Source organism: Flavobacterium sp. GSA192 (assembly GCF_006386525.1).
Classification (GTDB): domain Bacteria; phylum Bacteroidota; class Bacteroidia; order Flavobacteriales; family Flavobacteriaceae; genus Flavobacterium; species Flavobacterium commune.
Window position 1 is genome coordinate 194,736 of sequence record NZ_VAHC01000003.1, and the last position, 25,009, is coordinate 219,744.

Annotated in this window: 21 protein-coding genes; all 21 read left to right on the plus strand. The window is 32.3% G+C overall.

Annotated elements, in window-relative coordinates:
- Positions 1 to 89: 89 nt before the first annotated feature.
- Positions 90 to 974 carry a succinate--CoA ligase subunit alpha gene (gene sucD, locus FDM27_RS07715; protein WP_071185766.1) on the plus strand — a complete coding sequence of 295 codons (885 nt, stop codon included), beginning with the start codon at positions 90 to 92 and terminating at the stop codon, positions 972 to 974.
- A 186-nt stretch (positions 975 to 1,160) separates the two neighbouring features.
- Entirely contained in the window at positions 1,161 to 1,583 is a 423-nt protein-coding gene (locus FDM27_RS07720; RefSeq protein WP_140485835.1) for a hypothetical protein, read from the plus strand.
- Between the two features lie 136 nt (positions 1,584 to 1,719).
- Positions 1,720 to 2,466 (plus strand): 3-oxoacyl-[acyl-carrier-protein] reductase, encoded by a 747-nt coding sequence (gene fabG / locus FDM27_RS07725; protein WP_071185767.1) that lies wholly within the window; start codon positions 1,720 to 1,722, stop codon positions 2,464 to 2,466.
- Between the two features lie 72 nt (positions 2,467 to 2,538).
- Positions 2,539 to 4,566, plus strand: coding sequence for a hypothetical protein (locus FDM27_RS07730; RefSeq protein WP_140485836.1), 2,028 nt, complete (start codon positions 2,539 to 2,541; stop codon positions 4,564 to 4,566).
- Between the two features lie 49 nt (positions 4,567 to 4,615).
- Entirely contained in the window at positions 4,616 to 5,569 is a 954-nt protein-coding gene (locus tag FDM27_RS07735) for a YeiH family protein (RefSeq protein ID WP_410503841.1), read from the plus strand.
- Positions 5,570 to 5,816: 247 nt separating this feature from the next.
- On the plus strand, positions 5,817 to 6,254 hold the full coding sequence (locus FDM27_RS07740) for a thioredoxin family protein (RefSeq protein WP_140485837.1): 438 nt from the start codon (positions 5,817 to 5,819) through the stop codon (positions 6,252 to 6,254).
- Positions 6,251 to 7,234, plus strand: coding sequence for an FAD:protein FMN transferase (locus tag FDM27_RS07745; protein WP_140485838.1), 984 nt, complete (start codon positions 6,251 to 6,253; stop codon positions 7,232 to 7,234). Before FDM27_RS07740 ends, FDM27_RS07745 begins: the two co-directional genes overlap by 4 nt.
- 1 nt (position 7,235) lies before the next feature.
- The gene (locus tag FDM27_RS07750; protein WP_140485839.1) at positions 7,236 to 7,448 is read left to right on the plus strand and encodes a DUF4266 domain-containing protein; all 213 of its coding nucleotides are present in this window, start codon (positions 7,236 to 7,238) and stop codon (positions 7,446 to 7,448) included.
- Between the two features lie 44 nt (positions 7,449 to 7,492).
- Complete coding sequence (locus FDM27_RS07755) at positions 7,493 to 8,944, plus strand: DUF3570 domain-containing protein (RefSeq protein WP_140485840.1); 1,452 nt, start codon at positions 7,493 to 7,495, stop codon at positions 8,942 to 8,944.
- Positions 8,945 to 8,948: 4 nt separating this feature from the next.
- A complete protein-coding gene (locus tag FDM27_RS07760) occupies positions 8,949 to 9,611 on the plus strand; it encodes a response regulator transcription factor (RefSeq protein ID WP_071186468.1) in 663 nt (220 codons plus the stop codon).
- Positions 9,612 to 9,621: 10 nt separating this feature from the next.
- A complete protein-coding gene (locus FDM27_RS07765; protein ID WP_071186470.1) occupies positions 9,622 to 11,004 on the plus strand; it encodes a sensor histidine kinase in 1,383 nt (460 codons plus the stop codon).
- Between the two features lie 728 nt (positions 11,005 to 11,732).
- The gene (locus FDM27_RS07770) at positions 11,733 to 13,067 is read left to right on the plus strand and encodes an LTA synthase family protein (protein WP_232227100.1); all 1,335 of its coding nucleotides are present in this window, start codon (positions 11,733 to 11,735) and stop codon (positions 13,065 to 13,067) included.
- A 116-nt stretch (positions 13,068 to 13,183) separates the two neighbouring features.
- Complete coding sequence (locus FDM27_RS07775; RefSeq protein ID WP_071185774.1) at positions 13,184 to 13,588, plus strand: hypothetical protein; 405 nt, start codon at positions 13,184 to 13,186, stop codon at positions 13,586 to 13,588.
- A 100-nt stretch (positions 13,589 to 13,688) separates the two neighbouring features.
- On the plus strand, positions 13,689 to 18,026 hold the full coding sequence (locus tag FDM27_RS07780; protein WP_140485841.1) for a CusA/CzcA family heavy metal efflux RND transporter: 4,338 nt from the start codon (positions 13,689 to 13,691) through the stop codon (positions 18,024 to 18,026).
- A 6-nt stretch (positions 18,027 to 18,032) separates the two neighbouring features.
- The gene (locus tag FDM27_RS07785; RefSeq protein WP_140485842.1) at positions 18,033 to 19,151 is read left to right on the plus strand and encodes an efflux RND transporter periplasmic adaptor subunit; all 1,119 of its coding nucleotides are present in this window, start codon (positions 18,033 to 18,035) and stop codon (positions 19,149 to 19,151) included.
- Between the two features lie 9 nt (positions 19,152 to 19,160).
- Positions 19,161 to 20,279, plus strand: a complete 1,119-nt coding sequence (locus tag FDM27_RS07790; protein WP_140485843.1) for a VIT1/CCC1 transporter family protein — start codon at positions 19,161 to 19,163, stop codon at positions 20,277 to 20,279.
- Between the two features lie 39 nt (positions 20,280 to 20,318).
- Positions 20,319 to 20,798: a hypothetical protein gene (locus FDM27_RS07795; RefSeq protein WP_140485844.1), complete on the plus strand. Its 480-nt coding sequence runs from the start codon at positions 20,319 to 20,321 to the stop codon at positions 20,796 to 20,798.
- 300 nt (positions 20,799 to 21,098) lie between these two features.
- Entirely contained in the window at positions 21,099 to 21,956 is an 858-nt protein-coding gene (hisG, locus tag FDM27_RS07800; RefSeq protein ID WP_071185779.1) for an ATP phosphoribosyltransferase, read from the plus strand.
- Between the two features lie 97 nt (positions 21,957 to 22,053).
- On the plus strand, positions 22,054 to 23,352 hold the full coding sequence (hisD, locus tag FDM27_RS07805; RefSeq protein ID WP_140485845.1) for a histidinol dehydrogenase: 1,299 nt from the start codon (positions 22,054 to 22,056) through the stop codon (positions 23,350 to 23,352).
- 99 nt (positions 23,353 to 23,451) lie between these two features.
- Positions 23,452 to 24,501, plus strand: coding sequence for a histidinol-phosphate transaminase (gene hisC / locus FDM27_RS07810; RefSeq protein ID WP_140485846.1), 1,050 nt, complete (start codon positions 23,452 to 23,454; stop codon positions 24,499 to 24,501).
- Positions 24,502 to 24,584: 83 nt separating this feature from the next.
- Positions 24,585 to 25,007, plus strand: coding sequence for a DUF2846 domain-containing protein (locus FDM27_RS07815; protein WP_140485847.1), 423 nt, complete (start codon positions 24,585 to 24,587; stop codon positions 25,005 to 25,007).
- The last annotated feature ends 2 nt before the right edge of the window (positions 25,008 to 25,009 follow it).

Sequence of the window (25,009 nt, forward strand, 5' to 3'; positions counted from 1 at the left end):
ATCTTTTTTTTGGTAAGAAAACTGTTTAGATTAATTTCGAAAATCTTACTTTTGCATAACAAATTTAAAAATCACAAAAAATATATATCATGAGTGTTTTAGTTAATAAAGATTCCAAAATAATCGTTCAAGGATTTACAGGTAGCGAAGGTACTTTCCACGCTTCTCAAATGATTGAATACGGTACAAACGTTGTAGGTGGTGTAACTCCAGGAAAAGGGGGAACAACTCACTTAGACCTTCCTGTTTTTAACACTGTTAAAGATGCAGTTGAGCAAGCAGGTGCTGATACTTCTATTATTTTTGTACCACCAGCTTTTGCTGCTGATGCAATTATGGAAGCTGCTGATGCCGGAATTAAAGTAATCATTGCAATTACAGAAGGAATTCCTGTTGCTGACATGATTTATGCAAACGACTACGTTAAAGCAAGAAACAGCAGATTAATTGGGCCTAACTGTCCAGGTGTTATCACTCCGGGTGAAGCTAAAGTTGGTATCATGCCAGGTTTCGTTTTCAAAAAAGGAACTGTAGGTATTGTTTCTAAATCAGGAACTTTAACTTATGAGGCTGCTGACCAGGTTGTAAAACAAGGTTTAGGAATCACTACTGCTATCGGAATTGGTGGAGATCCAATCATTGGAACAACTACTAAAGAAGCAGTTGAATTATTAATGAACGATCCTGAAACAGAAGCAATCATCATGATTGGTGAAATCGGTGGTCAATTAGAAGCTGATGCTGCTAAATGGATTAAAGCTGATGGTAACCGTAAGCCTGTAATTGGTTTCATCGCTGGAGAAACTGCTCCTGCTGGTAGAACTATGGGACATGCCGGTGCTATTGTTGGGGGTTCTGACGATACTGCTGCTGCTAAAAAACAAATTATGAGAGACAACGGAATTTATGTTGTTGATTCACCAGCTGAAATTGGTAAAAAAGTTAAAGAAGTATTAGTTACAGCAACAGTTTAATTATTTCTAAATTAAATTTTAAATAAATTAAGCCTCACATTTGTGGGGCTTTTTTAGTATAAAACAGAATTAAAGGAATACATTTGCACTCGATTAAAATCAAAGCTCTGATTTAATCTAAAAGTAAATTAAAAATAAATAATTGATTTCATATTTTTTTCTGAAATCAATTCAAAAGAAAATACTATGTATAAGGAATTAGAAGGATTCGAAGTTAAAAATCAATTTTCATTAACAATCGAAGATAGTTTAGAAGAAGTTTGTAATGCCTCTGAAGGTTCTGGGGTATTTTTAGTTTTTGATGTTGCCGATGAAAAAGAATTAATCATGGTAGGTTCTACAGGAACGGTACAAAATGATGGTACTTTGAAGACTAAAAATGGCGGACTGTATGATAAAATTGTAAATGGTCACCAATTTGCAAAAACAGGAAGAAAATATTCTTGGCCTGCACAAATGAAAAAAGAAGAAATTAGCCGTTTAGAAGTAGTTTGGTATGAAACATTTAACGATGATACTAAAGTGATTCCTACTTTTGTCGAAGCTCAGATTTTGCAAAACTTTTTAAGTGAAAATGCAAAATTGCCAAGATGGAATGTAGCTTTCTAATTCATTTTCAGTGAAATAAAATATTATTATTAAAAGCTTTACTTCGGTAAGGCTTTTTTTATAGCATAAATTTTATAAAACAGCTAAATCGTTTATATTTGTACCTCAATTTAGAAAATAAACTTATTATCATAATATGAAATTACTCGAAGGAAAAGTAGCTATTATTACAGGCGCAAGTCGCGGAATTGGAAGAGGGATTGCTGAAGTTTTTGCAAAAAACGGTGCCGATGTTGCTTTTACATACAGCTCATCTGCTGAATCAGCTCAGGTATTGGAAAATGAATTGAACGCATTAGGTATTAAAGCTAAAGGTTATAAATCCAATGCTGCCGATTTTAATGAAGCACAAACTTTAGTAGATACTATTTTAGCTGATTTTGGTACAGTTGATATCCTTATCAATAATGCCGGAATTACAAAAGACAATCTGTTAATGCGTATGTCAGAGGCTGATTTTGATCAGGTAATTGATGTGAATTTGAAATCGGTTTTTAATATGACTAAAGCCATTCAAAAAACATTCTTGAAAAAACGTGCAGGTTCAATCATCAATATTAGTTCAGTTGTAGGGGTTTCCGGAAATGCAGGACAAACTAATTATGCGGCTTCTAAGGCTGGTGCTATTGGGTTTACAAAATCAGTAGCTTTAGAATTAGGTTCTCGTAATATCCGTTGCAATGCTATTGCTCCAGGATTTATTGAAACTGAAATGACTGCTAAATTAAGCGAAGATGTTGTAAAAGGATGGAGAGAAGGAATTCCATTGAAACGTGGTGGAACTACTGAAGATGTTGCAAATGCTTGTTTATTCTTAGCTTCAGATATGAGTGCTTATGTTACAGGACAAGTATTGAATGTTTGCGGAGGAATGCTTACTTAATCAGTTTGTTGTTAATAGTTTGTTGTTTTTTTGAAACCACAAACTATAAACTATAAACCATAAACTAAAAATATGACAACAAACACCATTCTATTAGTATTGCTTTCATTATTAATAGCAGCTGGGTTGTCTTATTTTCAATATTATTACAAAGCCAAGAGTCAATTAAAAGTTAATTTACTCTTGGCTTTTTTGCGTTTTTTAAGCATTTTCGGGATATTATTATTGCTGGTAAATCCAATAATTACAACCAATAATACAGAAATGATTAAGCCTCCGCTTGCTGTGGTGGTTGATAATTCCAGTTCCATATTTTTTTTAAAAGCTGAAAAAACAGCTTCTGAATTGTATTTGAAGCTAAAAAACAATAAAGCATTGAATGAAAAATTCAACATTCAATCCTATCAATTTGATTCGGAGTTTTCTCTTTTAGAAAAATTAAATTTTAAAGGAACTCAAACCAATCTGGACGTAGCGGCTAAAGATTTAAAGGCAATCAACAGAAATAGCCTGTTTCCTACGGTACTAATTAGTGATGGAAACCAAACTTCAGGTAATGATTATGTATATAGTTTTGATGCTTCCAATAAAGTTTATCCCATAGTTTTAGGAGATACAACCAGGGTTTTAGATTTAAAAATCAATCAGCTGAATGTCAATAAATACGCTTTTTTTAAGAATAAATTTCCTGTAGAAGTGTTTTTACAATATTCAGGCACAAAAAATATAACTGCTGATTTTCAGATTTCGCAGGGAAATTCAGTTTTGAGCAAGCAGAAAGTTTCTTTTTCTGCTACTAAAAATACAGCTGTTATTTCTCTTTTGCTATCAGCAAATAAAATAGGAACGCAGTTGTATAAGGCGAGTTTGGTTTCGAATGAAAAAGAAAAAAACAGCTATAACAACAATAAAAATTTTGCTGTAGAAATTATAGATCAAAAGACCAATGTTGCCATAATTTCGTCAATAAACCATCCTGATATAGCTGCTTTAAAACGGGCAATTGAATCTAATGCACAACGTAAAGCAACTATAGTTAATCCGAAACAAATCAATGGATTAAACAATTATAATGTTTTGGTTTTTTACCAACCTACAACGGAATTTAAAACTGTTTTTGATGCCAATAAATCAGCCCGAGTTAATGCTTTTTTTATTACCGGAACACATACTGATTTTGGATTTTTAAATCAGCAGCAAAATAATTTAGAATTTAAAATGACTTCTCAAAAAGAAGATTATTTGGCTGAATATAAATCGCAATTCAATCTTTTTGCTATTGATAATATTGGTTTCGAAAATTTTCCTCCTTTGCAAAATCCGTATGGAAAAATCAAAGTAAACGGAAACACTACTGTTTTACTTTCTTCAAAAATCAGAAATATTGACACTCAGGCACCATTGCTTGCTTTTAATGAAAATCAAGGAAATCGGTCTGCTTTTCTCTTGGGAGAAAACAGTTGGAAATGGCGTTTAGAAAGTCATATTACAAATGAATCTTTTGAAAAATATGATGTTTTTATTGATAAAATCATTCAGTTTTTGGCAACAAACAATGCTAAAAAATCTTTGGTTGTCAATCACGAAAGTTTTTACAATTCAGGAGATGCTATCGAAATCACAGCTCAATATTTCAATAAGAATTATGAATTTGACGAAAAAGCACATTTAACTATTAAGCTGATTAATTCCAAAACGAAGCAAACTAAAAATTACGATTTATTGAAAGGAAACAATGCCTACAAGGTAAATCTGGATGGATTAGCTGCCGGGAATTATCAGTTTACGGTGAAAGAATTAAATTCAAATGCTTCGTATTCGGGTCGTTTTGAAATTCTAGATTTTGATATCGAAAAGCAATTTGTAAATCCTGATTTAGACAGACTGAATCAATTAGCCTCATCAACAAAGGGAAAAGTTTATTATCCGAATCAAATAGATGCTTTGATCCAATCGCTTTTAGCTGATGAGAATTATAAAACCATTGAAAAAAATAATATAAAACGTTCTCCCTTGATTGATTGGAAATGGTTATTGGTTTTTATTTGTAGCTTTTTTGCAACTGAATGGTTTGTTAGAAAATACAACGGTTTGTTGTAAGCAATTTTAAATTTTAATAAAAAGATTTCTCTTGAAAAAACAATCCAAAATTTTCCCTGAACACGGAATCTTTAATTTAGAAAAACATACCAGAACACAGCAGGTTATTTTTGTGAGTTTGCTATTGGTTTGTTTGACAGGGATGATTACTCCGCCTATTGCATTATTATTAGGTTTGCTTGTTGCTAATCTTTCGGGGCATCCCTGGTTGCATTTAAATCATAAAATCATTCGGGTTTTACTTCAGGTTTCGGTTGTAGGTTTGGGTTTTGGAATGAATGTTACTAATGCTTTATTATCGAGCAAAGAAAGTTTTATACTCACAGTTGCCACAATATTTAGTACTGTTTTTCTGGGAAGTGTTTTAGGAAAATGGCTCAATACTGATAAAAAGACCTCACATTTAATTTCGTGTGGAACTGCCATTTGTGGTGGAAGTGCCATCGCAGCAATTACCCCGGTCATTCAATCGGACGAAAAACAGACTTCAGTAGCCTTAGGAGTGATTTTTATTTTAAATTCTATTGCCTTGTTTTTGTTTCCAACTATTGGACATTGGCTAAACTTATCTCAGCAAGATTTTGGATTCTGGTGCGCCTTAGCTATTCATGATACCAGTTCGGTTGTGGGAGCAGCTAATAAATATGGTCCAGAAGCCTTAGCTATTGCAACTACTGTAAAATTAGCGCGTGCCTTATGGATAATTCCGGTTGTTTTATTGACAAGTTTCTTGTTTAAAAACAAAGCGAAAGGAATAAAAATCCCTTATTTTATAGGATTTTTTATTCTGGCTATGATTGCAAATACTTATATCCCTCAAGTAGCAACGGCTACTCCTTATATTGTTTCAATTGCTAAAATTGGACTAACAGTTACCTTGTTTTTTATTGGTTCAGGATTGAGTAGTTCGGTACTACTTGCCGTTGGTATAAAACCTTTGATACAAGGGATTTTGTTGTGGGGATTTATCGCCACAATGGCTTTATTGGCAATTTTGATTTGATTTTTTTAAAAAATTTCAAAAACTGGAATATTCTAATTCTTTTTATAAAGAGTTGTACTCCTGGTAAAATTGGATAATCTCTTTATAAAAACATAAAAGTAGGATTCATAATAGTAGAAAATTGGTTTTAGGTTTTATTCTTAAGTTTAGCTTAAGAAAGATATAAACATGTAATATTCTTTTTGAATTTTAGTTTCTTTGATTAAACTTAATGTTGTTTGTTGAATAAAGTTTAAAAAAGGATTTCATGAAAAATACACTATTACTATTGTTGGTTTTAACTGGATTTTTTGGGTATTCTCAAGATTGGAAAAGTAATTTTGATGAAGCTAAAAAAGAAGCTGTAAATGAAAATAAAAACATTCTTCTTGTATTTTCTGGCTCAGATTGGTGTGCACCTTGCATCAAATTAGATAATGTAGTTTGGAAATCGGAGGTATTCAAATCTGAATCCGAAAAAAACTGGGTGATTTATAAAGCTGATTTTCCTAAAAAGAAAGCCAATCAGTTGTCAGTCGAACAAACAGAATCGAATAATAAATTGGCGGAAAAATACAATCGAAATGGTAGTTTTCCCTTGGTGATTCTTTTGGATAAAACAGGAAAAGTGATTGGAATGACTGGTTTCAAAAACATTTCAGCAACAGATTATATACAGTTAATTCATTCATTGGAGAAAAAATGAAAAATATAGCTTACTTCCTTTTTTTACTTGCGACTTATAGTTCTTTTGGACAAATCACGCACAAGAGAAAACTATCAATGTTAGGTAGTCCATTAGAAATAACTGTTGTTGCACAAGACACTATTCAAGGAAATCAATATATCGATATGGCAATAGCTGAAGTAAAACGCATCGAAAATTTAATTTCCGATTGGATTCCGAGTTCGCAAATATCGAAAGTCAATCAAAATGCCGGAATCAAAGCCATTAAAGTAGATAAAGAAGTATTTGATCTAGTGGGTAGAGCTATCAAAGTATCCCAAATTACTTCTGGAGCATTTGATATCTCCTATGCTTCAATGGATAAAATTTGGAAATTTGATGGTAGTATGAAAGCCATGCCAACGGAAGAAGCCATCAAGAAATCGGTTTCTAAAATTGGATATAAAAACATTATTCTTGATTCAAAAGAGCAAACTATTTTCCTTAAAATCGGAGGAATGAAATTAGGACTTGGTGGCATTGGTCAAGGTTATATTGCTGACAAAGTGAAAGAATTACTCCAAACTAAAGGCTGTGTTTCAGGTATTGTTAATGTTTCAGGCGATATTAATACTTGGGGTAAACAAGTTGATGGAAAATCTTGGACAGTTGCTATTGTAAACCCCATGAATAAAAATAAAATTTTTGCCACTTTCCCATTAGAAAACAGTGCTGTAGAAACTTCTGGGAGCTATGAAAAATTTGTTGTTTTTAATGGTATCCGCTATTCTCATATCATCGATCCACGAACGGGATATCCGGCTCAAGGCATTGTGAGTGTTTCGGTTTTTGCCAAACAAACCGAAATTGCTGATGCTTTAGCTACAGGAATTTTTGTTCTTGGAGTAGAAGTAGGCTTGGATTTAGTCAATCAAATGAAAGGGATTCAGTGTATTATTGTGGATGATAAAGGTAAAATTCATACATCAAAAGGAATAGATATCAAAAAATTTGAATAAGATGATACAGAAAATAATTTTAGTGTTATTGATTGTAGTTGTTTTTCAATCGTGTAACACAGTAAGAGAGTATGAAAAAGTATCCATCAATGATCCCGACATGAAACTTTCTGCTCGAACATCGGAACGTTATGAAACTGCTTTTCAGGCTTATAGAGAAGCTGCAGCTGGAGCCAATGGAGGAAAATCGGGTGGAGGTTGTGGTTGCAACTAAATTTCTATCTCCAGTGGATGGAGTATTATTTTATAATATGTAAGATGAAAAATAGAATCATATATTTCTTTTTATTAGTTGGAATCAGTGCATTTTCTCAAAAAACTACTGACAGCATACAGTTTAAGAAAAGAGTTTTAGAAAGTACCGAGGTAGATTTTCTATTGAGTTATTACAATCAAGACGGTTCTAAATCAGCCGTTTCAGGTGGTCTTGGTTCGGAACAATTAACAGATATAGCTTCAAATGTTGTAGTTTCCATGCCTATAAATGACAATGATGTTTTAACGGTTGATTTGGGTATTTCGGCTTATTCATCGGCTTCTTCTAGTAATATTAATCCATTTAATGCAACTGGTGCTTCGGGTGGTGGTGATGAAGACGACGACGACGATGACGATGATAATCCAAATTCAGGTTCAACAGCACCTTATGGAACTCCGTGGCAAGCTTCTTCAGGAGCTTCAAAGAGTGATCAGTTAACAGCTATAACCGTAAATTATGCTCACAGTAGTGATTCTCGTAATTTTATTTGGAATGCAGATGTTTCTTTTTCTAATGAATATGATTATACTTCTATAGGTTTTGGTGGAGGTGTAGCTCAACTTTTTAACGATAAAAATTCAGAAATAAATCTTAAAGTCAATGCGTATTTAGATCAATGGAGACCTATTTATCCAACAGAATTACACGAATATTCAAAAAATGGTCCTGATTTCTTAAACCAAGGATTTTTTAGTGGAGTTTCAGTTTTAAATCAAAACGGACAAGCTACGGTGGATTATTTACCTTCAATTTTTCAAACTGTAAGTGCTGTGAATCGAAATTCGTATTCTGCTTCATTTGGATTTTCGCAGGTAGTTTCAAAAAAATTACAATTCTCTGTATTCTTTGATGTTTTAAAGCAACAAGGATTATTGTCAACACCGTATCACCGAATTTATTTTGCTGACAAAGACAATTATTATATTGGCCAACCTGAATATATTGCAAATTACGAAAATGAAAGTAATACAGGTGTTTATAAATTAGCAGACGATATTGAAAGATTGCCTAATAGTCGATTCAAATTGCCTATTGGAGCGCGACTCAATTATTACATTAACGAACGATTTGTTTTGAGAACTTATTATCGCTATTATTCCGATAATTGGGATATTCAGTCTCATACAGCTAATATTGAATTACCTTTTAAAATTTCTGATCGATTTACTATTTTCCCAATGTATCGTTTTTATACCCAAACGCAATCTAAATATTATGCGCCTTATGAAACCCATTTATCAACCGAAAAATATTATACTTCGGATGCTGATTTAAGTAGTTTTGATGCTAATCAATATGGTTTTGGTATTAATTATACTGATATTTTTACAGGAGCAAAAATTTGGAAATTAGGTTTAAAGAATATCGATTTCAGATTCAATCATTACCAAAGAAGTGATAATTTAACAGCAAATATTGCTACTATTGGATTTAAGTTTATCTTACAATAAAAAAATGAAAATTCTACTAATTGAAGACGAAATAGGTATCGCTAATTTTCTCCAACAAGGTTTGGAAGAAGAAGGTTATACTGTTTTAGTTGCTAATGATGGGAAAAAAGGACTCGAATTAGCCTTGGCTCAAACAGTAAATATTATTCTTTTAGATTGGATGTTACCCAAAATAACCGGAATTGAAGTTTGTAAAGCTATTCGAAAAGCAAATTCAACAACACCAATTATTTTTCTTACGGCCAAAGATACAGTTCAGGAAACCATAGAAGGACTCAAAGCTGGAGCCAATGATTACATCAAAAAACCATTTAGTTTTGAAGAATTACTCGAACGAATTAAAATTCATTTTAGGAATCAAACTCAACCTGAAATATTAAAATTGGGGTCTATAAAAATTGATTTGGCTCAATATCTTGTTAGCGTCAATGGAATTGAAGTGAATTTAACACAACGTGAATTTGAATTGCTACGCTATTTAGTTCAAAATAAAGGAAAAGTTTGCACTCGAACCCAAATTATAGAAGACGTTTGGGACATTCATTTTGAATATGATACTGGAGTTATTGATGTTTTTATGAATGCCATTCGTAAAAAATTAAATTTAAATAAAGATGAAGATTTAATCAAAACTATTCGAGGAGTTGGTTATATTGCTAATGATTAACACCCAATATATGTTTTCCTTTTCTTTTAAAAACAGAATTGCTTTTTACTACATCATCAGCACGGGATTATTGATTTCGGTGGTGTTTTTTGTGATTTATCATAGTATAGATCACAATGTAAATACTCATATCAATGAAGATATTAACGACGAAGTGCAAAAGCATTTAAGAGAGATTGTCATTGATCCTAATAATACTTATTTGATTCAGGTGGACGAATGGCGAGAACGGGAGCACAATACCGTTAATGTAAATCCAGTTTTTGTACAGTTTTTAGACATCAACAAACAATTAATTGACAAGTCTCCTAATTTAAAAGGAATACAACTCAAAGTATATTCTACAGAATGGAACAATAAATTTATAGATACTTACTTGAATAAAAAACCAATTAGACAAATTCAAGTACCACTATTAGACAAAAATAAAGTGGTTGGTTATTTATTAATTGCCATGTCATTAGATGATGCAACAATGATTTTGAATAATTTGCAAAATACTTTATTAATTGCTTTTCCGCTAATACTACTTATTCTTTTCTTGATTGCCAGATTGATTGCCGGAAGAAGTATCAAGCCTGTAAGCTTAATTACTGCAACATCCAGCAAAATTACTAAAGACAATCTCAAGGAGCGTATCTCTCTGCCTCAAAATAAAGATGAACTTTATGTTTTATCCAAAACAATAAATGATTTGCTGGATAGAATTGAAAATGCCGTAGAAAGAGAAAAACAATTCACTTCAGATGCTTCACACGAATTACGAACTCCATTAACGGTTTTGAAAGGAACATTAGAAGTTCTGGTTAGAAAACCCAGAACACAAGCGGAATATGAAGACAAAATTAAATATGGAATTTCAGAAGTAAATCGATTGAATACTTTAGTAGATCAACTGTTATTACTGGCTCGATTTGAAAATCAAATTCAAAGTTTGAAGGTAGAAAAAGTTTATTTGAACGCTATGATTTTAGATATTCTGACCCGATTTTCCAGTAAAATTAATGTCAAAAAAATAAGCATCAATCCTTCTTTTTCAAAAGATTTTAATATTGAATCCGATAATTATTTACTATCCATAATCATCAGTAATATTATCAGTAATGCAATTAAATATTCTAATGAGAAAGGAACTGTTTCAATACAACTTTCACAAAATCAAAACACTACAACTTGTACCATTACGGATAACGGAATTGGGATTGCTAAAGAAGATTTAGATAAAATTTTCAATCCTTTTTATCGTTCAAATCCAACGCAGCATCCCGAGATAAAAGGATCTGGATTAGGACTTTCTATTGTAAAACGATTAGCAGATTTGCTCAATATTCAATTTGAAATTCATAGCGAAGTAGGCAAAGGAACTACAGTTGTTTTAAGTTTTAATAGCTAAAGGTCAATAAAAATTCTTAAGCGAATCTTAAGCCGATACTAATTAAATATTAAGGTGGTTAATCTGGTTGATTTAATTTTTGAATCTACTTTTATAATTTATTACGAATTCAGTTTTAAATTATATTTATGAAAAAAATAGCTTTCCTCAAACCAACATTTAGTTTCTTATTTATTGGATTATTGATAACTACTTTATCTAGATTTCTTTTGTTTTTTTTCTATATCGAACGAGTAATTTCAACTGCTGATTATTGGTATGTTTTTCCAATAGGTTTGCGAATGGATTTAATAATACTCTGCTATATTCTCTTTCTTCCAACACTGTTAATTTGTTTACTTCCAGATCGGTTTTTAAAGAAAATAAGCGTTTTTTTTACTTTTTATTTTGTTTTTTTCTTGTCGTTAATTTTGTTTTTAGAATTAGCAACACCAAATTTCATAGGACAATACGACACTAGGCCGAATCAATTATTTATCCAATATTTAATTTACCCCAAAGAAATTTTGCAGCTGCTTTACAAAGGTTATCTTCTTTCAATTATTGCAACTTTTATTATCATTTCTGTATTTATTTATGTTTTGATAAAGCATAGAATAAGACTTTTTGGAACAGTTTTTTCGGTTTATAAAACCAAGTTGATTTTATTCCCATTGATTGTTTTTCTGTTATTTTTTGGAGCTCGCTCTAGTCTTACTTCCAAGAGACCAATAAATTCAAGTAATGCAGTGTTTTCTACAGATCAATTGACCAATTGTTTGGGATTAAATTCATTTTACACCATTACATTTGCATTATATTCAATAAAAAATGAAGGCAACTCTGGGAAAATTTATGGGAAAATGAATCCTGAGGAAGCCATTTCAAGAGTTAAAAAATATATGAATGTTAGCAATAGTGATTTTACTGATAAAGAATTACCATTGTTACACAATCAATATTCTGATACACTACTTAAGAGACCATACAACATAGTTATTCTACTAGAAGAAAGTTTGGGAGCAGAATATGTAGGGTGTTTAGAAGGCTTAAAGCTAACTCCTGAATTTGATAAATTAGCAAAAGAAGGTTTGCTGTTTACTAATTTATATTCAACAGGAACTAGAAGTGTAAGAGGAATTGAAGCTGTGGTTACAGGTTTTTTACCTTCGCCATCAGAAAGTGTTGTAAAATTAAATAATTCCCAAACCAATTTTTATACTATTGCGAGTTTATTAAAGAGAAAAGGATATGACACTAGTTTTATTTATGGAGGCATGAATAATTTTGACAATATGGGTTCTTTTTTTAATGGAAACGGCTTTGATTATTTGATTGACGAAGACAATTTTGATTCCAAAAAAAGCATTTTTCATGGAACATGGGGCTGGTGTGATGAAGATGTAATGAAAAAAGCAAACACCTATTTTAGTTCGTTAAAGACAAAACCTTTTGTTTCATTAATTTTTTCATCCTCTAATCACGAGCCCTTTGAGTATCCCGAAGGAAGAATTAAATTATATGACAAACAGAAAAATACAGTAAATAATGCAATGAAATATGCCGATTATTCTATAGGAAAGTTTTTTGAGATGGCTAAAAAAGAAGCCTATTATAAAAACACCATATTTGTAATAATTGCTGATCACAATACCCGAACTTATGGCAAGCATTTAGTTCCTATTCATAAATTTCATATTCCAGCATTAATCATTGGTCCTAATTTTCCAAAAGGAGAGAAATATACCAAATTATGTAGTCAAATTGACATACAACCAACAGTTTTAAGCAAAATTGGTATGAATGTAAGTACTCCAATGCCTGGCAGGAATTTGTTTGAACTTCCGGAAAATGTAAAAGGAAGAGCCATAATGCAGTTTAACGACATCAATGCTTTTAGATTAGGCAATCAGGTAGTTATCATGCAACCTTATAAAGAACCTTTGCAATTTAAGGTTGAAAAAGACACTGTGTTTACTCCTGTAACTCTGAATAAAGAATTAGCAAAAGACGCTTTGGCTCATGTGATAACGGCCTCTTATTTATATAAAAACAGGAAATATTGCTCTAATAATAGGGAGTAAAATAAAACTAATATACTTTGTTTTTTATTTAAGCAGTTCTTAAGACGATTGATGTAATTAGATCTTATTTTTGTAATTAATTTTAAAGTTTTTTAAATTTTATAATTGTCATTATTATGACTCTAAAAAAAATAATTACACTTTTATTTTTACTCTTTTTTGTATATTCCAATACAGAACTGGGGCAGTTATTTAAAATTTCAAATCTTGTTCAACACTATTTAGAGCATACTAATCACAAGCAAGAACAGCCACAATCTTTTATGGCGTTTATTATTAATCATTACAAAAATTCACAAAAACACACTGATGCAGATGGACATGATAAACATGAAAATTTACCTTTCAAGACACAAACTCTAAATTTAGATACTGTTGTTCTTACTTTTGAAGAGATTCTAACTATTTTTACTTTTAAGAAACCAATATTGATCTCTGTAAATCAATCCCTTCCGATTTATAAAGAATGGTATATTTCTAATGTACTTCTGTCGATTTGGCAGCCCCCTAAACTAGCATAAATAAATATTTTTAACTAATTGTCTTTTTGTAATTAGTAGTTCAAGAATTATTTGATTGTTAAATAATTCTAACTAAATAATTTATTTAATTTTAACTAGTATGCTTAATAAAATCATCTTTTTTTCTATTCAGAATAAGCTCATCGTACTATTATTCACTTTAGGAATTTTTGGATTCGGAATTTTTTCTGTCTTCCAAATTTCCATAGGTGCTGTTCCTGATGTGACTAACAATCAGGTTCAGGTGATTACTACCTCACGCAATCTTTCTACTCAGGATATTGAACAATTTATTACCTATCCGGTGGAGATTGAAATGTCTAATTTGCCTGGAGTAAAAGAAATTCGTTCGGTTTCAAAATTCGGATTATCGGTAGTAACTATTGTTTTTGATGATGATTTAGGAACTTATTTGCCACGGCAATTAATAGCCGAAAAAATTAAATCGGCTGCTGAGAAAATCCCGGAAGGTTTTGGCACACCCGAAATGGGGCCTATAACAACCGGACTGGGTGAAATTTATCAATATACACTTGAAGTAAAACCTGAATTTAAAAACAATTATTCGGTTACGGATTTAAGAACACTTCAGGATTGGGTGGTAAAACGTCAACTTTCAGGAATTAAAGGAGTAGTCGAAATTAATACTTGGGGTGGTTATTTAAAACAATACGAAATAGCCATTTCGCCCTCTCGTTTAAATGCGATGAACATAAGTGTTTCGGATGTTTTTAAAGCGTTGCAAAATAACAACGGAATTGCAGGAGGAGCCTATATTGAAAGAGTCAACCAAAGTTATTTTATTCGTGCTGAAGGAAAAACAAAATCTTTAGAAGATATTGGAAATATTGTGGTTACAAATCATAATGGCTTGCCTATTTTTATTAAAAATGTTGCCAATGTGCGTTTTGGTCATGCCAATCGTTTTGGAGCAATTACCGGAAACGGAGAAGGAGAGAAGGTACTTGGACAAGTAATGATGCTCAAAGATGCCAATTCTAAAAAGGTAATTAATGATGTAAAAGACAGGGTTGCAGAAATTCAGAAAAGTTTACCTGAAGGCGTTTATATCAATGGCTTTTTGGAAAGAAGTGAGTTAGTAAGCAAAACTACTTTTACAGTTGCCGAAAACCTAATTCTGGGCTGTTTGATTGTTGTTTTCGTAGTTGTTTTGTTGCTTGGAAATTGGCGTTCAGGATTGGTTGTAGCATCGGTTATTCCGCTGTGTTTATTGTTTGCCATTTCGTTAATGAATATTTTTGGCATTGATGCCAATTTAATGAGTTTAGGCGCGATTGATTTCGGAATCATTATCGATGGAGCTGTAATTATTGTCGAATTTATTGCGTTCCAAATTGCTCATAAATCAGCACATTTAGCTAAACTTTCAAGAGAAGACAGTCAACTAGAAATTGACCAGATTACCTACAAAAGTGCTTCAAAAATGATGAATTCGGCTATTTTTGGACAGTTAATTATTTTAATTGTTTTTATTCCAATTCTATCGCTTTCCGGTATTGAAGGAAAAATGTTCAAACCCATGGCAATGACTTTTAGTTTTGCTTTGGTTGGAGCAATGTTGTTTTGTTTTTCGTATGTTCCAGTGGTTACATCCTTATTTTTAAAACCTAAAGAAGAAAATCCAGATTCATTTTCAAATAAATTAATAGCTAAATTAAATTCGCTTTACTTACCCGTAATCAGTTGGGCATTGGTCAATACCAAAAAAGTAATGTACGGAGCCATCGGATTATTGGCAATGGCTATAATTTTATTTACGACCATGGGAGGCGAATTTATTCCAACGCTAGACGAAGGTGATTTTGTTATTCAACCCGTTTTAAAAACAGGAACTTCATTGAGTAAAACCATCGAAACTACAACTAAAATTGAGAAAATAATTCTTAAAAACTTTCCCGAAGTTCAACAGGTTGTTAGTAGGATAGGAGCAGCCGAAGTCCCAACCGATCCAATGAGTATGGAAGAAAGCGACATTATTGTGAAGCTAAAACCAAAATCCGAATGGGTTTCAGCTTCCAGCAAAGACGAATTGGCTGATAAAATCAAATTAGCAGTCGAAGAACAAATTCCGAATATGGAAATCGAATTTACCCAACCTATTGAGATGCGTTTTAACGAATTAATTTCAGGGACACGTTCGGATGTGGCGGTGAAAATTTTTGGGGAAAATTTAGATGTTTTAGCTAAAAAAGCACAAGAAATTGAGAAGGCCATTAGAAATGTTGAAGGAGCTTCGGATATCATTATAGAAAAAACAGAAGGTTTGCCACAAATGAGTGTACAATTTGACCGTTCTAAAATAGCACGTTATGGATTGAATATTGCTGATTTGAATGAATTGATTGCTCTTGGCTTTGCCGGAAAAACGGTTGGAAATGTGTTTGAAGGTGAAAAACGATTTGATATGGTCATTCGTTTGGATCAAAATAACCGACATGATATTGAGGATTTAAAAAATCTCTATGTAACTACTCCGTCGGGTAATCAGATTCCAATGCAAGAATTGGCAACAATTGAATATACTCAAGGTCCTGCAAAAATTTCAAGAGACAATACCAACAGGAGAATTGTCGTTGGAATTAATGTTAGAAATCGAGATTTACAAAGTGTGGTAACTGACATTCAAAATAATGTAACTGCCAAAGTAAAATTACCATCTGGGTATTCGATTGAATATGGAGGACAATTTGAAAACCTTCAAAGTGCCAAAGCAAGATTACTTATTGCCGTGCCTATTGCCTTATTTTTGATATTCATACTGTTGTATTTTGCCTTTGGTTCTGTCAAAGAAGCTTTGATGGTTTATTCAGCCATTCCATTATCTGCTGTTGGAGGAATCTTATTTTTATGGATAAGAGATTTGCCTTTTAGTATCTCTGCAGGAGTTGGTTTTATTGCATTGTTTGGTATTGCGGTATTAAACGGAATTGTGTTAATTGAACATTTTAAAGAATTGAAACATCAGGGAATTACAAATAAAAACGAATTAATTTTGAAAGGAACAAGCGATAGATTGCGTCCCGTATTATTAACAGCAGCAGCTGCTGCCTTAGGATTTTTGCCAATGGCAATTTCATCATCTGCTGGAGCCGAAGTTCAAAGACCATTAGCAACAGTAGTAATTGGTGGATTGTTTACGGCTACAATTTTAACAATGATAGTGTTGCCTGTTTTATTTAAAGTTTTTGATGAAAAAGAATTCAAAAAAACAAAATTTAAAAAACTGCATCATGGAGCTTCTGTTGTTTTGTTTTTGCTGAGTACTTCATTTGCTTTTGGACAAAATTCTAATCAAGAATTACATCAGTTAATCACAATAGGAATCAATAATAACAACTCTTTGAAAGCTTCTTTATTACAGGTTGAAAAAGTAAAAACCAATATTAACAGTGCTTATTCTTTTGACAAAACCAATGTTTATTATAATTACGACCAAAATAATTTGGCCTACAATAATAAAGCTGTTTCGGTAATTGGAGTTCAACAAAGCTTTTTGTTTCCTACGGTGTATGCTGCCCAAAAAAAACTCAACACAGCCGAATTTCAAAAGCAACAAGCTGTTTTTCAATTAGAAAAAAACAAGTTGAGTTTAGAAATTTCGAAATTGTTTTATCAAATTGTGTATTTGCAACACCAGGAGATTTTATACAAAAGATTAGATAGTTTGTATCAAAATTTCTCTAAAGCAAGCAATCGTCGTTTTGAATTAGGAGAAACTAATTATCTTGAAAAAATCACAGCTCAGTCCAAGGCAAGACAAATTGCTTTAAAGCTTTCACAAATTAGAAATGAGAAAGAAGCACAGTATAATTTACTTCAATATAACATTCAATCGAATGAGAAAATTACAATAAAAACAAATGAAATCAAACCTTTAGAGTTTTCAACTAATGAAATAAGTAAAACACTTTATATTAATTATTTAGAGTCTGTTAGGGAAAATTATATCAATCAAATGAATTTACAAAAACAAAGTTGGTTACCTGATTTAAATTTAGAATACTTCAGAGGTTCCAATAAAGGATTGTCCCAATCTTTGAATGGTTTTCAGGTGGGGATAGCTTTACCAATTCTGTTCTCTGGAAATATTTCTAAAACTAAAGCAGCCAAACTTGAGTTAGAAAGTTGGGAAGCACAAATCCAAAATGAAAATCAAAAAATAAATGCTTTTGTTGAAAACAAAAAGAATGAATTGTTAAAGCACCAAGAAGCTATTCATTATTACAATCAACAGGGGAAAAAATTAGCTGACGAAATTCTGAAAGTAGCTAATATGAGTTACAAGCATGGAGAAATTGACTTTTTTCAATACATCCAAAGTCTTGAAAACGCTACAATTATTGAAGTCGAATATTTAGATAATGTACTTCAGTTTAACCAAACTCAATTAGATTTTCAATACTTAAATTTTAAATAGATTCCAATGAAAAAAATACTCTCTATACTTTCTTTATCAATTGTTTTGTTTTCTTGCCAGCAAAATAAAACAGAAGAAAATCCTGTGGTTGATTCTGATTTAATTACAGTGACAGCTACCCAATTTAAATCAGTCGGGATGGAACTTGGCAGTCCAACAGAACAGTCTTTTGATGTTATGGTAAAAGCGACTGGTAAAGTGGATGTGCCTCCTCAAAATCGTGCTCAAATTACTTCCTTTGTTGGAGGTTATGTAAAGTCAACTCAATTATTGGTTGGAGACAAAGTAGTGAAAGGACAGGCTTTATTAACTCTTGAAAACACCGAATTTTTAGATGTTCAAAAAGAATATTTGGAAGTAGCTGAACAAATTAATTATTTGAAATCAGAATACCTTCGTCAAAAAACATTGTTTGATGAAAAAATTACTTCTCAGAAAAATTATCTAAAAGCGGAAAGTGATTATCGTCGGGCTAAAGGTATGTATCAAAGTTTGAAAGAAAAACTAAAATTGTTAAACATCAATCCTGCTAATGTTGAAAAAGGAAAGTTATCATCTGTCGTAACTATTTACGCGCCTATTTCAGGAGATATTGTGGTAATGAATGCTCATTTAGGAATGCATATTAATCCATCCGATGTGATTTTAGAAATTATCCAAACCGATCATTTGCATTTAGAATTGGCTATTTTCGAAAAAGATATTTTGAAAATTAAGAAAGAACAAGATATTTTATTTACTGTTCCGGAAGCTTCAAAGGAGGTTTTTAATGCTAAAGTTCATTTGGTGGGAAAATCAATTGAAGGTAACGAAAGAACGATAAATATTCATGCACATTTAGACGATAATATCAAACAACGATTGCTTACCGGAATGTTTGTGGAAGCCAATGTTATTGTTGATTCTAAAAAAGCTTTAGCTATCCCTAAAGATGCTTTATTGAATGAAGAAAACAAAAATTTCGTACTTTTATTAAGTAAAAACAAAAATGGTAATTATACTTTTAAAAAAGTAGCCGTTACTATTGGAGCAGCATTAGAGAATTATGTTGAAATAATTCCTGATAATCAAATTAATAAGAATTCCATAATTTTGACAAAAGGAGCTTATGATGTTGCTAATTAATCTTGTATTATGAATCTACAAAAACTAAAAAGTCAGTTGCAAACCGAAGTTGATACTGCTTTTCTTTATGAAAATATAGCGGCTATACAAACGGATTCTAATTTAACTAAGGTTTTAAATAGCTTGGCAGAGATTGAAAACAATCATGCCAATCATATGCTCCAAAAAGTGAGGGCAGTTGAGCCTAATTACGAAATGCCAGCTGCTTCATCCAGGGCCAAGATACAACTCAAAGCAGGTAAGTATTTTGGATATAGCAGTATTATTAGTAATTTGTCAAATACCGAGAGAGAGTTTGCAGAAATTGCTATTAAAGACAAAATTGCCAAAGGAATTAAAACTTCAGGATTTGAACACAATCATTTGAATATTATTGAAGCTGTTAGTCAAAATGAAGCGCTCAATGTTTCGGGTGGTTTGTTGTCTAAATTTGAAAGCCGTCATAAATCAGTTGGGGGAAATGCTTTGCGTGCTGCCGTTTTAGGAGCTAATGACGGTTTGGTTTCTAATATGAGTTTGGTTATGGGAGTTGCGGGTGCTGCTGTTTCTAATAACACTATTCTGCTTACTGGAATTGCGGGACTTTTAGCAGGGGCTATTTCTATGGCTTTAGGCGAATGGCTATCAGTACAAAGTTCGAGAGAATTAAATCAGCGTCAAATAGATTTGGAGATGGAAGAGCTCGAAGTCTCTCCTGAAGAAGAAAAAAAAGAGTTGGTCTTGTTGTATCAGGCAAAAGGAATGAATGCTGATGAAGCTCAAAAATTAGCCAAAAAGGCATTTGAAAATCCTGATACCGCGATGGACGCTATCATTGCAGAAGAATTAGGAATTGATAAAGAAGAATTAGGAGGTTCTGCATGGGAAGCGGCTATAGCTTCTTTTGTGTTGTTTTCAATTGGAGCCATAATTCCTTTGTATCCGTTTATTTTTATCAATGGCGAAAAAGCAATTTTATTAAGTTTAGGCAGTTCTGTAATCGGACTTTTCGGTATTGGAGCAGCGATTACTTTATTAACAGGTAAAAGTCTTTGGTTTTCAGGCTTTAGACAAGTTTTATTTGGGTTAGCTGCCGCCGCAGTAACTTATGGAATTGGTTCACTTATAGGTGTTTCCCTAGCAAGATAATTTTTGAAATAAAAAAGTTTAACATTAAAAACGAATAGTATGAATGACGCACATTTACATATGATTGTAAACCATTTTCCTATTGTTGGACCAATTTTAGGATTATTGGTTTTAATAGGTGGTCTGTTTTTTAAAAACACTCCAATTAAAAATACAGCTAATTTTTTATTTATAATAGCTTCCGTTTTCACAGTGTTTTCTATGACAACCGGTGAAGGGGCGGAAGAAATAGTGGAGGATATGCCAACTATCGGGCATCAAATTATTCATAATCATGAAGAATTGGCGGAAAAATTTGCTATTATCATGTATTTATTAGGTGCTGTATCTGTTATTGGATTAATAACTAACATTAAAAAGCATTCTAAAGCCAATTTCTTTTCGTATGCAATTTTAGTTATTTCGATAGTTGCTGTGTTTTTTTCAACAAAAGTGGGAACATCTGGAGGAGAAATTCGTCATACCGAAATTCGCCCTGAAAAAGCGTTTCAAAATCTTAATGTTGAAAGTCCGGAATAATCAATTAATAAAGTTCTTTTTTTTAATATTTTTGAAACATTTAGTTAAATTAAAAATTTGGTTGTAACTATTTTATCACTTATATTTGCAGCACAAAATTAAGATTAATACAAAATCATAATGTTATCAAATCAATTGCATCATCATCATTCACATTATTGCTCTCAAGCGATGTGTTAATGGTATGCGTGTAAGTCATCATATTAATAAACCCGTTTGAGTACATCAAACGGGTTTTTCATTGTGTGTTAAGTCCTTTGTACTCAAACACATTCAATAAAACATAAAAAAAACAAAACAATGAGTACGCTAAAAATTGCAATTCAAAAATCAGGTAGATTAAACGAAGAAAGTATCCAAATTCTTAAAGATGCGGGAATTTCTATCAACAATGGTATTGATCAGTTAAAGGCTGAAGCATCAAATTTTCCATTGGAAGTTTTGTATTTAAGAAACTCCGATATTCCTCAATATTTGATTGATGGAGTAGTGGATATTGCTATTGTAGGAGACAATTTATTGGTTGAAAAAGGAAAAAACATTGAAGTAATCCAGAAATTAGGTTTTTCTAAATGTAAAGTTTCTATTGCCGTACCTAAGGCGTTTCAATACAATTCTATTCAGGATTTGAATGGTTTGCGTGTTGCGACTTCTTATCCAAATACGGTGATTGATTATTGCAATTCAAAAGGAGTAACCGTTGATATTCACCAAATTTCCGGTTCGGTAGAAATTGCTCCAAATATTGGTCTGGCCGATGCAATTGTGGATATTGTTTCTAGCGGTAGTACTTTGTTTAAAAACAATTTGAAAGAAGTTGAAGTAATTTTTAAAAGTGAAGCAGTTTTAGCGGTTTCTCCAAAAGTTTCTGCTGAATCTCAAAAAATCATTGATACATTAAAATTCAGAATCGAATCGGTTTTAAGAGCTAGAAAATCAAAATACATTTTGATGAATGTGCCTAACGATAAAATCGAAGCGGTAAGCAGTATTCTTCCGGTATTGAAAAGTGCCACGGTGATGCCATTGGCTCAGGAAGGTTGGAGTAGTGTTCACACCGTAATTGACAAAGATACTTTTTGGGAAGTTATCGACCAATTGAAAGCAGCTGGTGCTGAAGGAATTTTGGTTTGCCCAATCGAGAAAATGGTGCTTTAAAAAAGTTAGTAGTTTGAAGTTAGTAGTTAGAAGTTTTCAGATAATCTGAATAACAACTGACACTTAACTGACAACTCATAACTCATAACTTAACAACATGAATAAAATATACAATCCAACACCTGATACCTGGGATTCTATTTTGGAAAGACCAACTAAAACGGTAAACGATATAGAACAAACGGTAAAAGAAATTTTTGCTGCTGTTCAAAAAGACGGAGATGTAGCTGTTTCCAACTATACAAAGCAGTTTGATGGCGTAAGTTTTGAAAATATTGAAGTAACGGCTGCTGAAATCGATGCTGCTGTTGCGACTTTACCAAATGATTTGAAAGAAGCAATTGCCTTGGCAAAAGCCAATGTAGAAACTTTTCATCAAGCACAAAAAACAATTCGCGTTTCTGTAGAAACTGCTCCCGGAGTGCAATGTTGGCAGGAAAAAAGACCAATTCAAAAAGTGGGATTGTACATTCCTGGTGGAACAGCGCCTTTATTTTCTACAGTGTTAATGTTAGCTGTTCCTGCTAAGATTGCTGGTTGCAACGAAATTGTTTTATGTTCTCCTCCGGATAAAAACGGAAATATCAATCCTGCGATTTTGTATGCTGCCAATTTATGCGGTGTAACTAAAATTATCAAAGTAGGAGGAATCCAGGCTATTGCGGGAATGACTTTCGGTACGCAAGCAATCCCAAAAGTATATAAGATTTTCGGACCTGGAAATCAATATGTAACTGTAGCGAAACAATTAGCAACGCAATTTGGTGTGGCGATTGATATGCCTGCCGGACCATCTGAATTATTAGTTGTAGCTGATGACACGGCTATTCCAGCTTTTGTCGCTTCTGATTTATTGTCGCAAGCAGAGCACGGAACTGACAGTCAGGTAATTTTAGTTTCTACTTCTAAAACGATGATGGATGCTGTTGAGAACGAAATTCAATTGCAATTAGAAGTGTTACCTCGTAAAGCCATTGCCGAAAAAGCAATTGCTAATTCGAAATTGATTTTTGTAGAAAATGATGCTATTGCATTGGATTTAATCAATGAGTACGGTCCTGAACATTTTATTGTTTGTACTGCTTATAATGATTTTTATGTTGATGGAATTGAAAATGCAGGTTCAGTTTTCATTGGCAATTATACGCCGGAAAGTGCCGGAGATTATGCTTCGGGAACCAATCATACTTTGCCAACGAATGGTTATGCTAAGAATTATAGCGGTGTAAACTTGGATAGTTTCATGAAATCAATGACTTTCCAAAAAATCTCAGAAGCAGGAATTCAAAATATTGGTAGCGCCATTGAAATCATGGCAGAAGCCGAAGGATTGCAGGCACACAAAAATGCAGTTACTTTGAGATTAAACAAGATAGAAAAAGAAAATAGAAAATAGAACATAGAGCATAGAAAAAAGAAAGAATATTAATTGAGATTTTGTTCAGCAAGTCTATATTCTATTTTCTTTATTCTGTACTCTTTTTGAAATAATAAAATGAAAAATTTCGATATAAATAGTTTAGTTCGTGATAACGTAAAGGTTTTGAAGCCTTATTCGTCGGCACGTGATGAATTTGAAGATTTTGACACTGCTAATATGGTATTTTTGGATGCAAATGAGAATCCGTATCAAAATGGGGTAAACCGTTATCCAGATCCACAACAAGCGAGTGTGAAAGTAGTTTTAGCTAAAAATAAAGGATTGAGTCCAAAGCAAATTTTGTTAGGAAACGGAAGTGACGAAGTATTGGATTTGTTGTTCAGAGCTTTTTGTGAGCCGAAAGAAGACAATGTAATTTCGTTGCCGCCAACTTACGGGATGTATGGTGTTTTGGCTAATATCAATAATGTAGAGCACAAAGAAATTTTACTTTCTGAAAGTTTCCAACCCAGAGTAGAAGCAATTTTAGAAGCGGTAACAGCAAACACTAAAATTATCTTTTTGTGTTCTCCAAATAACCCAACAGGGAATTCATTTTCCGAAGAAAACGTAATTTCTATATTAGAAAAATTCAATGGTTTTGTGGTTATTGACGAAGCTTACATTGACTTTTCAGATAAGGCGAGTTGGTTAGCCAAATTAGATCAATATCCTAATTTAATCATTACACAAACCTTGTCTAAAGCTTATGGTCTGGCAGGAATTCGTTTGGGGATTTGTTACGGTTCCCCTGAAGTGATTGCGGTTTTGAATAAAATCAAACCTCCGTATAACGTAAACGAATTAACGCAACAAAGAGCTTTGGAAAGATTGAAAGATCAATCAAAAATTGACAATGAAATTACCTCAATTATAGCACAAAGAGAAGCTTTATTGCAAGTTTTAGATAAAGTACCTTTTGTTGAAAAAATCTATCCAACGGAAGCAAATTTTATCTTGGTAAAAGTGGATGATGCCAACAAACGTTATGACGAATTAATTGCTAAAGGAATCGTAATCAGAAACAGGACTACGCAGCCTTTATGTGAAAACTGTTTGCGTTTTACTATTGGAACAGAAGAGGAGAATAAAAAGTTGATGAACGCATTAACAGAATTGAATTAAAAAAAATAGGCCACAGATTTCACGGATTAAAAAGATCAAAAATCCGTGAAATCCGTGAAATCTGTGGCAAAAAAACATAATAAATGAAAAATATAGTATTTGCAATTTTAGTTTCTTTAATAGTTACTTCATTTGTTTCGGCTCAAGAAAAAGAAAATTTAGGAACTGGTAAAATCTATTTTTTGCGGTCAACAGGTTTTCAAGGTTCTGCAATTGCATTCAAAACGTTTATAGATGGAGAATTTGTATGCAAATTGAATAATAAAAAGTATTCTATTCATGAAGTACCTGTTGGTAAACATGAATGTTCTGTGCAATTTGGAGGAAAGACATCTAAAGAAAAAGCGGAGAAGTTTGAAGTTCAAGTTGAACCAGGAAAAATAACTTATGTACAGCTTGTTTTTGAAACAGGTGTTTTTATTAATAATATTTATTGTGAAGAAGTAACTGAGAACACTGCTAAAAAGAAAATGGAGATATTAGTTGAAGACACAAAATGTCTTTAAAA